Origin of the sequence: Plantactinospora mayteni (genome assembly GCF_016862935.1) — a bacterium.
GTDB classification, from domain to species: domain Bacteria; phylum Actinomycetota; class Actinomycetes; order Mycobacteriales; family Micromonosporaceae; genus Plantactinospora; species Plantactinospora mayteni.
Genome location: NZ_BONX01000035.1, coordinates 42,399 through 56,020, shown reverse-complemented (window position 1 = coordinate 56,020; position 13,622 = coordinate 42,399). Strand labels below are relative to the sequence as shown.

The window sequence follows — 13,622 nt, the reverse complement described above, 5'->3', positions numbered from 1 at the left end:
GAGTGGCAATGCCGGCGGGCACCAGCCCGACCGATCGGTCGGCGGGCGACGGCACCGTCCGGACCGACGAGTCAGCGGGCGGCGATGCCGGTGATGACCGCGTCGACGACCCGCGCCGGGAGGTCGCGCTCGTCCAGGTCGGGCTGGGCGCGGAGCAGCCGCTGCGTCAGCAGCGGGGCGGTGAGCAGCGAGAGGGTGAGTTCGACGTCGAGGTCGGCCCGTAGCTCGCCGAGCTCGATCCCCCGGCGCAGCACTTCGCGGATCATCCGCCGCCGAGGCTCGACCAGCTCCTGGTAGAGCCGGTACTGGTCCGGGCTGCGGGTGATCGTGGGCATCAGGCAGGGCATGATCTGCCGCATCCGGGGATCCGGGTTGTGCCCGGTGTTGCCGACCAGCGCGATCAGGTCCTCGCGTACGGACCGGCCGGGCGGTGGCGGCGGTGGCGGCTTCAGCCGGCGCAGGGCGTCCTGGAGCAGGGCATCCTTGCCGGACCAGCGCCGGTAGATGGTCGCCTTGCCCACCCCGGCCCGCCCGGCGATCGCCTCGATCGACAGCGTCTCGAGGCTGCTGCCCTCGGCGAGCAGGTCGAGCGCGGCCTCCAGGATCGCCTCGTCCGCGCGGATGCTCCGCGGGCGTCCTGGCGTCCGCGGAGCATCCGTCGTTTCCGTCACGTTAACCATTGTCCCCTGTCGGTCAGGCGGCGACCAGTTCGGGATCGGCCACCTGCTCCGGCGGCTGCACCTGCTCCTCGGCCGTGCGGCCGGGCAGCCAGCGGAGCACCACCACGATGCCGAGGGCGGCGATCACCGCCGAGAGCCCGCTGGCCCAGTGCATGGCCGAGACGAAGGCGTCGTTGGCGGCACCGGTCACCGCCGAGCCGGCCGGACCGAGCCGCTCCGCGACCGCGTACGCGCCGGAGATCGACTCGGACGCGGCGTCCCGGACCGGTGCCGGCAGTGCACGGGCCGCCGGCTCGATCTGGTCCCGGTAGACCGCGGAGAGCACCGAGCCGAGCACCGCGACGCCGAGCGCGCCGGCCACCTGGCGGACGGTGTTGCTGACCGCCGAACCCACCCCGGCCTTCTCCCGGGGCAGCGCCGACATGATCGACTCGGTTGCCGGCGGCATGATGTTGGCCATCCCGACGCCCTGGACGAAGAAGATCAGCCCGACGATCCAGATCGGAGTGGTCGCGGTGGCGAAGGCGAACGCCACCAGCGCGGCGGAGGTCAGCGCCAGCCCGGCCACCGCCACGGCCCGGCCGCCGTACCGCTTTACCATGGTGGCGCTGCGCGGTGCGAAGACGAGTTGGGCGACGGCGAACGGCAGCATCAGCAGGCCGGTCTCCAGCGGACTGTAGCCACGGACGAGTTGGAGGTAGAAGGCGCCGAAGAACATCACGCCCATCGCGGCGAAGAAGACCAGGCCCATCACCGCGACCGGGGCGGCGAACCGGGGTACCCGGAACAGCCGTACGTCCAGCGACGGGAACTCGATCCGGCGCTCCCAGGCCACGAACGCGGCGAGTACGGCCAGGCCGCCGACGATCGACGCCCAGACCAGCGGCCGGCCGAAGCCGTGCTCGCCACCGTCGATGATCCCGTACGAGAGCGCGACCAGGCCGATCACCGAGAGCAGTACGCCGATCACGTCGATCCGGCCCGGCTTCGGGTCCCGCGAGTCGGGCACCAGCAGGGCCACCGCGACCAGCCCGATCAGCACCACCGGCACGTTGATCAGGAAGACCGAGCCCCACCAGTAGTTTTCCAGCAGCAGGCCGCCCAGCACCGGGCCGATCGCCACACCGAGACCGATCGCACCGGCCCAGACCCCGATGGCGCGACCGCGCTCCCGTGGGTCGAAGATGTTGGAGATGATCGACAGGGTCACCGGCATCACGGCGGCGGCCCCGAAGCCCATCAGTGCGCGGGCGCCGATCAGTTGACCCGGGCTCTGCGCGTACGCCGACAGCAGCGAGGCGAGTCCGAAGACCGCCAGGCCGACCAGCAGGAACCACTTGCGCCCGTACCGGTCGCCGAGCACACCGAAGGTGAACAGCAGCCCGGCGAAGACCAGGGTGTACGAGTTGATCGACCACTCCAGCTCACCCTGGCTGGCGCCGAGACCCCGCGCCGGGTCGGCCAGGGTACGCAGTGCGACGTTCAGGACCGTGTTGTCCAGCACGATCACCAGCAGGCTGACCACGAGCACGCCGAGAATGGCCCAGCGCCTCGGGTGCCCGGTGTTTTCCGTTAACTCCATGCTGTGGTGTCCCCCCGAGACCCCGCGTGGCCGGATTCGGCTGCGGGGAAGTTTCTTGACCGCACTGACACTAACCAGCCGAGAACCGAAACGACACCGTTCCGTATCGTATTGTGAGCCGCCTCACCCCTCTGGGCTCGTCGTGCGGATGCCGGGCTCGTCGTGCGGATGCCGGGCCTGTCCTGCGGATGCCGGCCGAGCCGGGGGGACCCGGCCGCGATCCGCGAGACAGGTCCGGGTCAGGAGTCCCGGCGCCGACCGGCGGCCAACCGCTGGGCCAACGCCGCGACGCTCCCCCAGATGCCGCGCCGGAAGAGCAGCACCACCAGTACGAAGATTCCCCCGGTGACCAGGCCGATCGTGTCGAACCCGGAGAACGACAGCCAGTCCTCCAGCCGGACCAGCACCGCCGCGCCGAGCAGGCCGCCCCAGAGCGTCCCGATGCCGCCGAGGACGACCATGATCACCGCCTTGCCGGAGGTGGTCCAGTGCAGCACGTCGAGCGCGACGAAACGGTGCCCGACGGCGAACAGCCCGCCGCCGAGCCCGGCGATGAACCCGGAGAGCACGAAGACGGTCAACTTGTACCGGTGCACCGGATAGCCGAGCGCCCGGGCCCGGGCCGGGTTGTCCCGGATCCCGACCAGCACCCGGCCGAACGGGGAGTTCACGATCCGCCAGGCCGCGAAGAGCCCGGCCAGCACGATCGGCAGCGCCGCGTAGTAGAAGTAGTACTCGTCGGTCAGGTCCAGCCCGGCGAGTTCCCGGGGCACGCCCTGGAGCCCGTTCTCGCCCCGGGTCACGCTCCGCCACTCGTTCGCGACGTAGTAGACCATCTGGGCGAAGGCCAGGGTGACCATCGCGAAGTAGATCCCGGTCCGCCGCACCGCGAGGTAGCCGATCGGTGCGGCCAGCGCCGCCGCGGCCAGCGCCCCACCGAGTACGGCGACCGGGAACGGCGCCCCGGCGTGGATCGCGACCAGCCCGGTGACGTACGCGGAGGTGCCCCAGAAGGCGGCGTGCCCGAACGAGAGCAGCCCGGTGAACCCGAGCAGCAGGTCGACCGAGACCGCGAACAGCGCCCAGCAGGCGATGTCCACCGCGACGGTCGGGTACAGCCCGTTCGGCAGCCAGAGCGCGACGCCGAGCCCGACCGCCAGCAGGGCGTACCGGAACCAGGTCGGCGCACCCGCGACCGCACCGAGTACGGAGGGCGGCCGTGCCGGACGCTCTGCCGGGCGCTCTGCCGAGCGCTCTGCCGACGCCGACGCCGACGCCCCGGCCCCGGCGGCTACCTCCGGCGTGACGACCCTGCTCCGCTCGGTCATGCCGCCGACTCCTCCCGCCCGAAGAGGCCGGCCGGGCGCAGCAGCAGCACGGCGGCCATCACGATGAAGACCAGGGTCTGCGCCACGATCGGCGGCGCGTACGCCTCACCCCAGGACTGGACCAGGCCGATCCCGAAACCGGCGGCCACCGACCCGAAGATCGAGCCGAGCCCACCGATCACCACCACCGCGAAGACCACGATGATCAGATCGGCGCCCATCAGCGGGTTGACCGCCCGCATCGGCGCGGCCAGTACCCCGGCCAGCCCGGCCAGCCCGACCCCGAAGCCGAAGACCGGGGTCACCCAGCGCCCGACGTCGATCCCGAACGCCCGGGTCAGTTCGGGGCGTTCGGTGGCGGCCCGGACCACCACCCCGACCCGGGTGTGCGACAGCAGCCACCAGACCAGCGCGCAGACCGCCACCGCGAAGACCAGGATGAAGACCCGGTAGGTGGGAAAGTCGAAGAGTCCCAGGTCCACCGAACCGCTCAGCTCGGCCGGCGTGGCGTACGGGCTGGACTGGACGCCGTACCGCGACTTCACCACGTCCTGGAGGATCAGCGTCAGTCCGAAGGTGAACAGGAAGTTGTAGAGCGGGTCGAGCCGGCCGAGCCGGTGCACCACGGCCCGCTCCAGGAGCATGCCGAACAGGGCCAGCCCGATCGGCATCAGCAGCAGCGCCCACCAGAACGACACCCCGGCCTCGGCGAGCAGGACGTACGCGCCGAACGCGCCCAGCATGTAGAACGCGCCGTGCGCGAAGTTGACCACCCGCAGCATCCCGAAGATGACCGCGAGCCCGAGGGCGAGCAGGGCGTAGAACGCCCCGCTCACCAGCCCGTTGAAGGTGTTCTGCAAGAATCCGGTCATCGCACCGGGTCACATCTTGCAGTCGGCGGACGGTGCCCGGAACGCCTCGGCCGCCGGGATGGTCTTCAGGATCTTGACGTAGTCCCACGGCTCGGCCACCTCGGCCGCCGGCTTGACCTGCGCCAGGTACGCGTCGTGCACCACCCGGTGGTCCTCGGCCCGGATCTTGCCGTTGCGCAGGAAGACGTCCTCGATCTCCTTGCCCTCCAGGTCGCCGACCACCGCGTCCGCATCGTCGGTGCCGGTCGCCTGCACCGCCTCCAGGTATTGCGTCGCCGCCGAATAGTTCGCCGCGTGCGCGAAGGTCGGCCGGGTACCCGTCTCGGCCTGGAACCGGTCGGCGAACGTCCGGTTCTGCACGTCGTAGTTCCAGTACCAGGCGTCGGTGTAGACGGTGCCGGAGAGTGCGGCCGGGGTGAGCGAGTGGATGTCGGTGAGGAACATCAGCCCGACGGCCAGCCCGATCCCCTTGTCCCGCAGCTTGAACTCGTTGTACTGCTTCACCAGGTTGACCAGTTCCGTGCCGGCCTGCATCGTGCCGAGCACGTCCGGCCGGGGCTGGAGGGTGGGCGCCTTGAGCAGGTACGTCGAGTAGTCGCCGCTGGTGTTCGGGAACGGCGCCGCGTCCCGGCCGACCACCTGGCCGCCGGCCGCCTGGACCGCCGCCGAGAAGCTCTTCTCCATGTCCTGGCCGAACTGGTAGTTCGGATAGACCATGTACCAGTTCCGGGCCCCCTGCGTCGTGCTGTTCCGGCCGGTGCCGTTGGCCAGCATGTACGTGTCGTACGCGTAGTGGAAGGTGTACCGGTTGCACTTCGCGCCGGTCAGCGTGGTGGTGGCGGCGGTGATGTTGAAGTACGGCTTCCGCTTCTCCTTCGCCACGTCGGCCACCTTCTCCGCCGCCGACGAGGTCGGCACGTCGAAGATCGCGTCGACCGCCTTCCGGTCGTACATCTCGGCGGCCCGGGTGTTGGCGACGTCCGGCTTGTTCTGGTGGTCGGCGGTGACCACGTTGATGTCCCCGGTCACCGCCTTGTCGCCGTATTTTGCCTTGAAGTCGGCGACGGCCAGCTCGACCGCCTTGACCGAGTTCTTTCCGGACAGTTCGGAGTAGGCGCCGGACTGGTCGTTGAGGACGCCGAGCACGATCTTGTCGTCGGTGAGTTTCTCCGCACCGGACGACCGGGGGCCGCCCCCACCGCAGCCGGCGGCCAGCAACACGGCGGCGGACGCCACCGCGACACCCACGCTTCTACGCATAGCCGATCCCTTCCCCCGGGCCGTCGGCGACCCGAAGTCGTCGTCGCGAACACTTCAGATGCCGAGGTACGCCAGCAGTTCCCGCTCACGGGAGCGCACCGCCGAGTTGTCCAGCGCCTCCGCCACGGCGCCCTGGGCGAGCAGGTAGTGCCGGTCGGCGACCTCGGTGGCGAACCGCAGGTTCTGCTCCACCAGCAGCACCGTCACGCCGTGCCGCTTGGCCTGCCGCAAGATGTCGCCGACCTGGGTGACGAGCAGCGGCGACAGGCCCTCGGTGGGCTCGTCGCAGAGCAGCAGCCGGGCACCCATCCGGAGTACCCGGGCCAGCGCCAGCATCTGCTGCTCGCCGCCGGAGAGGGTGCTGGCCGGTACCGAGCGTCGCTGGTAGAGCACCGGAAACGCCTCGAAGACCCGCTCCAGCGACCAGGCGAGGCCGGTCCGCTCGGCGGACGAACGGGGCCGGAGCACCGGCGGCAGGGTCAGCTGCTCGGCGACGGAGAGGCTGGCGTAGCTGCCCCGGTCGTCCGGTACCCAGCCGAGGCCGAGCCGGGCCCGGCGGTGCGTCGGGAGCCGGCCGATGTCCCGACCGTCCAGTTCGACCGTGCCGCGCTGCCCGGCGTGCAGCCCCATCAGGCAGCGCAGCACCGTGGTCTTGCCGGCGCCGTTGCGGCCGACCAGGGTCACCACCTCGCCCGCGTCGACCCGCAGAGCGACGTCGCGGAGTACCCGCGCCTCGCCGTACCAGGCGGAGAGGTTCTCAACGCGCAACATCGTCCACCCCCGTCGCGGCGGTGCCGAGATAGGCGCTGATCACCCGCTCGTCGACCCGCACCTCCTGGTACGTCCCCTCGACCAGCACCCGGCCGGCGCGGAGTACCGTCACCCGGTCGGCGACCCGGCCCACCACGCTCATGTTGTGCTCCACCAGCACCACGGTCCGGCCATCCCGGACCCGGCCGATCAGGTCCACGGTGCGGTCCACGTCCTCCAGCCCCATCCCGGCGGTCGGCTCGTCCAGCAGCAGCACCTTCGGTTCCAGGGCGAGTGCGATGGCGAGTTCGAGGGCCCGCTTCCGCCCGTACGCGAGCACGTCGGCGGTGGTGTCGGCGTGCGCGCCGAGCCCGACCAGCTCCAGCAGCTCCTCGGTCCGGTTCCGGTACCGGCGGAGCAGCTTGGCCGACCGCCAGAACCGCCAGCCGAGCCCACTGCCGCTCTGTAGGGCGAGTTCCAGGTGCTCCCGGGCCGAGAGCCGGGGAAAGAGGCTGGTGATCTGGAACGACCGGGCGACACCGAGTTGGGCCATCCGTTCGGGCGGCAGCCCGGTCACGTCCCGCCCGTCCAGGGCGATCCGGCCGCCGCTGGGTCTGAGGAAGCCGGTGAGCAGGTTGAACAGGGTGGTCTTGCCGGCACCGTTCGGACCGACGAGGGCGTGTACGCTGCCCGCCGTCACGTCCAGGTCGACCCCGTCGACGGCCCGGAAGCCCCGGAAGTCGCGGGTCAACCCGCGAACCGACAGCAGCGGTTGCCCAGTCATCGCCCTCCTCCGCAAGGTATCGACGAACCGCACCGGCGGTGACCGGCGTCACAGATCGTCGCGTCCCCAGGGGAACCTACGGCGCCTCCGGTCCGATCGGCCATGGCGCGGACGCACACATTGCGGCTGCATCGAACGGTGGCTATCTACATGCGACCGCCGTACGGTCCGGCGCTGCTGCCGGTTCTGAGACGCCGGAACGAGGGGTCCGATCGCCGCCAGACGATGGCCCGGCGTGCGATCAGGATGGTTGGCATGAGCGAGGTTATTTCAGCAAAGAGCCGTCTTCTGGACGGAAAGGTAGCGTTTGTCACCGGAGGCAGCCGGGGCATCGGTGCGGCGGTGGCCGTACGGCTGGCCGAGGAGGGTGCCGACGTGGCACTCACCTACCAGCGGAATGCCGAGGCGGCCGGCGCGGTGCTGGACCGGATCAAGGCGATCGGCCGGCGCGGACTGGCGATCCAGGCGGACAGCGCCGACCCGGCGGCGGTCGTCTCGGCGGTGGACCGGGCGGCCGGCGAGTTCGGCCGGCTCGACGTACTGGTCAACAATGCCGGAGCGTTCCTCGTCGGGCCGGTGGCGGAGTTGGGTCTCGCCGAGTTCGAGCAGACCGTGGCGGTGAACGTCCGGGCGCCGTTCGTCGCCGCCCAGGCAGCCGCCCGGCACATGGTCGACGGTGGACGGATCATCACCATCGGCAGCAACGTGGCCGAGCGGGCACCGTTTCCGGGCTTCGCGCTCTATTCGATGAGCAAGACCGCGCTGACCGGGCTGACCAAGGGACTCGGCCGGGACCTCGGCCCCCGGGGCATCACGGTGAACCTGGTCAACCCCGGCCCGACCGACACCGACTCGAACCCGGCCGACAGCCCGATGGCGGAGACCATCCGCGGCTTCACCGCCGTCGGCCGGTACGCCGAGCCGGCCGAGATCGCGGCGACGGTCGCCTGGGTGGCGGGCGCCGACAGCTCGTACGTCACCGGGGCGACGATCAACGTCGACGGCGGCTTCACCATCTGACCCGTCCCACCGGCGCCGACGCCACCATGGTTCTTGGCGACAGCACCGGCTGGAGACATGGTCGGTGAAGGGAGGCATACTGGTTGTCCGTCCGTGCTGCCGGCGGCACGCGGACGGCCAATCCCTGGAGGAGCATGGCTTCCGGTTACGAGGCGAGCAGTCGCCTCACCGCCTTCGGCAACCAACTGATCGAGGTACACATCTGGCTCCGTGAGCTGCTGGCGGAGCTGCGGGACAACGTCGACGCGTACTACGCGGGTGACGGGCTTCCGCCCCGCGACCTGCGGGTGCACTGTCTCGCCTTCTGCACGGCGCTCACCCGGCACCACAGCGGCGAGGACGGCGGGGCGTTTCCGGTGATCGCCGACGAGTTCCCCGAACTGCGACAGGTGATCACCGAACTGAAGACCGACCACAACCGGATCGACTGGATCCTGGCCAACCTGGAGGGGCTGCTGCGCGAGCTGCCGGCGGAGCCCGACCCGGCCACCGCGACCCGGGTACGGGCCGAGTTGGAAGGGCTGTCGGCGATCATGGAGACGCACTTCACGTACGAGGAGAAGAAGCTCGTCTCGGTGCTCAACTCGCTGGACCTGCCCGACTGGCGCAAGGACCGCCCCGCCTTCCTCCTCTCCGACCAGGACGCCTGACCGGCGAAGGCCGTGGCGGGCGGTGACCGTGTGCTGTTGCTACCCCTAGAGGGGTAGCAACAGCACACGAACCGTCGGCCTACCGGGGGAGAGCCGCGCTGACCGCCGCTGTGGGCTCGCCGGGCGGATCGTCGTGGACGATCGTCACCGTGCTGCGGTATGCCCCCGGCGCGTCCCCGTCCGGCGCTCGATCCGGCGGCTCCACCGGGCCGTCGCTCCAGACCTTCGTGGCCCGGTACGGGTAACCGTCCTGCCCGGGCGCCTCGGCCCGGAAGAAGACCCGCCGCCCTGCCGTCAGGCTGCGGTAACCGGGGGCGACGATGGCGGAGAAGTGCACCCAGCAGCCGCCGGGGGTCTCGGGAGCGTCGAGCACCCCCCAGCCCCGGTCGGTGTCGAACTCGCGTACCACGCCGACGATGGTCACGGTGCGCCGCCGGCTCAGCCGACCGCCGCCATGACCTCGTCGGAGACGTCGAAGTTTCCGTAGACGTTCTGCACGTCGTCGGAGTCCTCAAGCGCGTCGATCAACTTGAAGACCTTGCGGGCGCCGTCCTCGTCGAGCGGGACGGTGACGCTGGGTACCAGGGACGACTCGGCCGACTCGTAGTCGATCCCGGCGTCCTGCAACGCGGTCCGTACACCGATCAGGTCACCGGGCTCGGAGACCACCTCGAACGCCTCGTCCAGGTCGTTGACCTCCTCGGCCCCGGCGTCGAGTACGGCGAGCAGCACGTCGTCCTCGGAGAGCCCCGCCTTCGGCACGATCACCACGCCCTTGCGGGAGAACATGTACGACACCGAGCCCGCGTCCGCCAGCGAGCCGCCGTTGCGGGTCAGCGCGGTGCGTACCTCGGTCGCGGCACGGTTGCGGTTGTCGGTCAGGCACTCGATCAACAGCGCGACGCCGCCCGGGGCGTACCCCTCGTACATCACCGTCTGCCAGTCGGCACCCCCGGCCTCCAGGCCGGAGCCGCGCTTGACGGCGCGGTCGATGTTGTCGTTCGGCACCGAGTTCTTCTTCGCCTTCTGGATGGCGTCGAACAGGGTCGGGTTGCCGGCCGGGTCACCACCGCCGGTACGCGCCGCGACCTCGACGTTCTTGATCAGCTTGGCAAACATCTTGCCGCGCTTGGCGTCGATGACCGCCTTCTTGTGCTTGGTCGTCGCCCACTTGGAGTGGCCGGACATGAATGACCTCCGTTGCTTACCCGACGCGTGGCGTCACCCGACCGCGACCGCCACGCTTCGGGTGATCTCGATCACCGCAGTGGTCACCTGCGGGGGTCCGCTGGGCCGAGAGGGCGGTCGCAGGCAGGCTCGGCTGCCGAACCGCGACAATCCTACCGGCGCCGTACGCCTGTGCGCCCGCCCTACCGCCCCAGCCGCGCGGCTCAGTACGGCGGTTCCGCGTGGTAGCCGAAATGGAGAATCTCGTCGTCGACGAAAACGGGGTGGCCGAATGGCAACAGGGGCTCCATCAGGTGTGGGATGCGGAGCTTGGCCCAGTCCCACTCGTCGGGGTCGACCACCAGGTCGACGGTGGTCGGCTGACCCCGCTGAAAGACGTTCAGCACGGCATGCTCGATGGGCACCTGATCTTCATCGCCGAGCAGGCCGGCGAGCGCCCAGCGCAGCTCGTCGGGATCGGTGACCACGATGTGCTGCCAGGCGGTGTTGCCCTGGTTGTCCACCCGAGCCTCGATCGAGCAGATCAGAAAGCTGAACCCGGCCGTCTCGGGATCCCAGCCGAACCCCTCGTGATCCCCGGCCCGGGCGGCGAGGAGTCCACTCGCGGCAGCCACACAGGCAGGGTCGGCCGCCAGCACCCGGGTGTAGCGTTCGGCGGCCTGCCGCCACAGGGTCGCCCTGAACCGGGGAACGAGCCTGACGTCGCCGTCCGTCCCGCTGTCGATCCCGCCGTCGACGCCGCTGCCGATCCCGCTGTCGATCTCGGCGTCGGCGCTGCTGTCGATTCCGCTGTCAATCTCGGCGTCGACGATGCTGTCGATCCCGATCTCGTCGTCGGCCAGGTCGGGGTCGTCCGACATCGAGTCGGCCATCCTCGCCCACAGACCGGCCAGCAGCACCTGTGCCTTCGGGTCGTCCGGTCGCGACCGCGCCGCCCGCGACAACCACCACTCCGGCTCCCACCGCTCCGGCCAGCGGCCGTCCTCCACCTCGGCCCACTGGTCCCAGCGCAGGCTCAACAGCCAGCCGAGCTCCAGCGCCGCCTCGGCATCACCCGCTTCGGCCGCGGTGCGCAGAACTCTTCGCAGGTCCCCGTACTCGCCGGCCGTCAACAACGCACGTGCCCGATCCACCACGGCAGAAGTCATCCCGGCATCCTGCCATCCACGCCGTCGATGGATCGGCGCTCCGGTCAGGCCACGGCTCAGGCCGCGGCGCGGACCAGATCCACGAACAGGGCGTGCACCCGGAGGTCACCGGTGAGCTCGGGGTGGAACGAGGTAGCCATCAGGTTCCCCTGCCGAACCGCCACGATCCGGCCGGCGGCCGTACCATCGGTGACCCGGCCCAGCACCCGTACGCCCTCGCCGACCCGCTCCACCCAGGGGGCTCGGATGAACACGGCGTGGAAGGCCGGGCCGGAGATGCCGTCGATCTCCACGGGTGCCTCGAACGAGTCGATCTGACGACCGAACGCGTTCCGCCGTACCGACATGTCGATTCCGGCGAAGCTCTGCTGGTCCGGACGGCCGTCCAGTACCTCCGAGGCCAGCATGATCATGCCGGCGCAGGAGCCGTACGTGGGCATACCGTCGCCGATCCGTTTACGGATCGGCTCCAGCAGCTCGAAGGTCTCGGCCAGCTTGCTGATCGTCGTCGACTCGCCGCCGGGGATCACCAGGGCGTCCACGTCGTCCAGCTCCGCCGGCCGACGGACCGGACGGACGAACGCCCCCACGTCGGTCAGCGCGCGGACGTGCTCGCGCACGTCGCCCTGAAGCGCCAGCACGCCAACCGTCGGCGACTGCGGGGCCTGCGAACCCGGCTCACTCCTCGCGCTCACCAACCCCGCTCCGCGAGGCGGTGCGGGACCGGGATGTCGCCCACGTTGATCCCCACCATCGCCTCGCCGAGCCCGCGCGACACCTTGGCCAGCACGTCCGGGTCGTCGTAGAAGGTGGTGGCCTTGACGATGGCGGCGGCCCGCTGCGCCGGGTTGCCGGACTTGAAGATCCCGGAGCCGACGAAGACCCCCTCCGCGCCGAGTTGCATCATCATCGCCGCGTCCGCCGGGGTGGCGATGCCGCCCGCGGTGAAGAGCACCACCGGCAGCTTGCCGGTCTCGGCCACCTCCCGGACCAGCTCGTACGGCGCCTGCAACTCCTTCGCGGCGACGTACAGCTCGTCGGTGGGCAGCGAGCCGAGGCGGCGGATCTCGTCACGGATCTTGCGCATGTGTGTGGTGGCGTTGGAGACGTCGCCGGTGCCGGCCTCGCCCTTGGAGCGGATCATCGCCGCGCCCTCGGTGATCCGGCGCAGCGCCTCGCCCAGGTTGGTGGCACCGCAGACGAACGGCACGGTGAAGGCCCACTTGTCGATGTGGTTGGCGTAGTCCGCCGGGGTCAGCACCTCGGACTCGTCGACGTAGTCCACGCCGAGCGCCTGGAGCACCTGGGCCTCGACGAAGTGCCCGATCCGGGCCTTGGCCATCACCGGGATGGAGACCGCGTCGATGATGCCGTCGATCATGTCCGGATCGCTCATCCGGGAGACGCCGCCCTGGGCCCGGATGTCGGCCGGTACCCGCTCCAGCGCCATCACCGCGACGGCGCCCGCGTCCTCGGCGATCTTCGCCTGCTCGGGGGTGACCACGTCCATGATCACGCCACCCTTGAGCATCTCGGCCATACCCCGCTTGACCCGCGCGGTGCCGACCACTCCGGTGGCGCTGACAGTCTGCTCTCCAGCCACGGTCGACTGGTCGGAACCGGACTGGGCGGTGGATTCGGACACGGCGTTCTCGCTCCTCGACGGTGGTTCGGGCGGGTTAAGTCGCCCCCCGATGCTACGCGGGGTGCAACGCCGGACCGACAGCCAATCAGACCCCGGGTGGCCTGCCCTGTGGCCCGGCTCACGCCGCCGTCGCCGCCGGTCGACCAGCGCGCCGACGATCGTCCGAACGGCGGCGCCACCAGCGGGACAGTCAGCCGACCGAGAGTTCCGGACGGCTGTTCAGGGTCGGGTCGTCGATGTCGAAATAGCGCGGGCGCTCGTGCTTACGGGACATCCGGAACAGGCGTACGACGGGGCGGCGGCGCAGGGACAGCGCGTCGCGTACCAGGTCGGTGTGCACCTGACGGGCCAGCGCGAGTCGCCGGCTGGCGCCGATCACCGCCGCCGCGACCGGCTCCTCCGGGTCCAGCACGCTGGACCGCAGTTGCCGGGTCAGGTCGTTCTCGGCGGCCTCCCGCTCGTCACCCTCGGCGTCCAGGGCGATCCGGGACGCCGCGTACAGCTCCAGCGCGTAGCGCTCCTCGGCCAGCACCGCAGCGGCTGCCGCCCGGCGGAGCAGGTGCGCGTCGAGCGCGCGGGTCGCCGACCGCACCCGTGCGTGCATCCGGTCGACCCGGGACGCGATCCAGATCAGGTACGCCGTCACCAGGACGACCGCCACGACGACGCCCAACACCCACCACATGCCCGGCATCGTAGTGCGGCCCCCACTCCC

Annotated in this window: 15 protein-coding genes; 2 read left to right on the top strand and 13 right to left on the bottom strand. The window is 70.6% G+C overall.

Translation table 11 applies throughout. The features are described from left to right. Nucleotides 1-71: 71 nt before the first annotated feature. The 7 genes from Pma05_RS24865 to Pma05_RS24835 form a co-directional block, all read right to left on the bottom strand. Nucleotides 72-680 (bottom strand): TetR/AcrR family transcriptional regulator, encoded by a 609-nt coding sequence (locus tag Pma05_RS24865; RefSeq protein ID WP_203859886.1) that lies wholly within the window; start codon nt 678-680, stop codon nt 72-74. Nucleotides 681-693: 13 nt separating this feature from the next. Further along, nucleotides 694-2,262 carry an MFS transporter gene (locus Pma05_RS24860; protein ID WP_203859885.1) on the bottom strand — a complete coding sequence of 523 codons (1,569 nt, stop codon included), beginning with the start codon at nt 2,260-2,262 and terminating at the stop codon, nt 694-696. 239 nt (nt 2,263-2,501) lie between these two features. After that, entirely contained in the window at nt 2,502-3,590 is a 1,089-nt protein-coding gene (locus tag Pma05_RS24855; RefSeq protein WP_203859884.1) for a branched-chain amino acid ABC transporter permease, read from the bottom strand. After that, the gene (locus tag Pma05_RS24850; RefSeq protein WP_203859883.1) at nt 3,587-4,462 is read right to left on the bottom strand and encodes a branched-chain amino acid ABC transporter permease; all 876 of its coding nucleotides are present in this window, start codon (nt 4,460-4,462) and stop codon (nt 3,587-3,589) included. The genes Pma05_RS24855 and Pma05_RS24850 overlap by 4 nt, the downstream gene beginning before the upstream one ends. 9 nt (nt 4,463-4,471) lie before the next feature. After that, nucleotides 4,472-5,722, bottom strand: coding sequence for an ABC transporter substrate-binding protein (locus Pma05_RS24845; RefSeq protein ID WP_203859882.1), 1,251 nt, complete (start codon nt 5,720-5,722; stop codon nt 4,472-4,474). A gap of 54 nt (nt 5,723-5,776) precedes the next feature. Next, a complete protein-coding gene (locus tag Pma05_RS24840; protein ID WP_203859881.1) occupies nt 5,777-6,493 on the bottom strand; it encodes an ABC transporter ATP-binding protein in 717 nt (238 codons plus the stop codon). Further along, nucleotides 6,480-7,256 carry an ABC transporter ATP-binding protein gene (locus tag Pma05_RS24835; protein WP_203859880.1) on the bottom strand — a complete coding sequence of 259 codons (777 nt, stop codon included), beginning with the start codon at nt 7,254-7,256 and terminating at the stop codon, nt 6,480-6,482. Before Pma05_RS24835 ends, Pma05_RS24840 begins: the two co-directional genes overlap by 14 nt. 255 nt (nt 7,257-7,511) lie before the next feature. Between Pma05_RS24835 and Pma05_RS24830 the strand changes: the two genes are divergently transcribed. Together Pma05_RS24830 and Pma05_RS24825 are read left to right on the top strand one after the other, a co-directional pair. Then, nucleotides 7,512-8,276, top strand: a complete 765-nt coding sequence (locus Pma05_RS24830) for an SDR family NAD(P)-dependent oxidoreductase (protein WP_203859879.1) — start codon at nt 7,512-7,514, stop codon at nt 8,274-8,276. A 134-nt stretch (nt 8,277-8,410) separates the two neighbouring features. After that, complete coding sequence (locus tag Pma05_RS24825; protein WP_203859878.1) at nt 8,411-8,926, top strand: hemerythrin domain-containing protein; 516 nt, start codon at nt 8,411-8,413, stop codon at nt 8,924-8,926. 79 nt (nt 8,927-9,005) lie between these two features. Here the strand turns inward: Pma05_RS24825 and Pma05_RS24820 are convergent, their stop codons facing one another. The 6 genes from Pma05_RS24820 to Pma05_RS24795 form a co-directional block, all read right to left on the bottom strand. Next, nucleotides 9,006-9,350, bottom strand: a complete 345-nt coding sequence (locus Pma05_RS24820) for a cold-shock protein (RefSeq protein WP_203859877.1) — start codon at nt 9,348-9,350, stop codon at nt 9,006-9,008. Nucleotides 9,351-9,364: 14 nt separating this feature from the next. Further along, on the bottom strand, nt 9,365-10,114 hold the full coding sequence (locus tag Pma05_RS24815) for a YebC/PmpR family DNA-binding transcriptional regulator (protein ID WP_203859876.1): 750 nt from the start codon (nt 10,112-10,114) through the stop codon (nt 9,365-9,367). A gap of 203 nt (nt 10,115-10,317) precedes the next feature. Then, nucleotides 10,318-11,262 carry a hypothetical protein gene (locus tag Pma05_RS24810; RefSeq protein WP_203859875.1) on the bottom strand — a complete coding sequence of 315 codons (945 nt, stop codon included), beginning with the start codon at nt 11,260-11,262 and terminating at the stop codon, nt 10,318-10,320. 56 nt (nt 11,263-11,318) lie between these two features. After that, nucleotides 11,319-11,957, bottom strand: coding sequence for a pyridoxal 5'-phosphate synthase glutaminase subunit PdxT (gene pdxT, locus Pma05_RS24805; protein WP_203859874.1), 639 nt, complete (start codon nt 11,955-11,957; stop codon nt 11,319-11,321). Continuing rightward, on the bottom strand, nt 11,954-12,865 hold the full coding sequence (gene pdxS, locus Pma05_RS24800; RefSeq protein ID WP_203860046.1) for a pyridoxal 5'-phosphate synthase lyase subunit PdxS: 912 nt from the start codon (nt 12,863-12,865) through the stop codon (nt 11,954-11,956). The genes pdxT and pdxS overlap by 4 nt, the downstream gene beginning before the upstream one ends. 232 nt (nt 12,866-13,097) lie before the next feature. Beyond that, nucleotides 13,098-13,601: a hypothetical protein gene (locus Pma05_RS24795; protein WP_203859873.1), complete on the bottom strand. Its 504-nt coding sequence runs from the start codon at nt 13,599-13,601 to the stop codon at nt 13,098-13,100. Between the last annotated feature and the right edge of the window lie 21 nt (nt 13,602-13,622).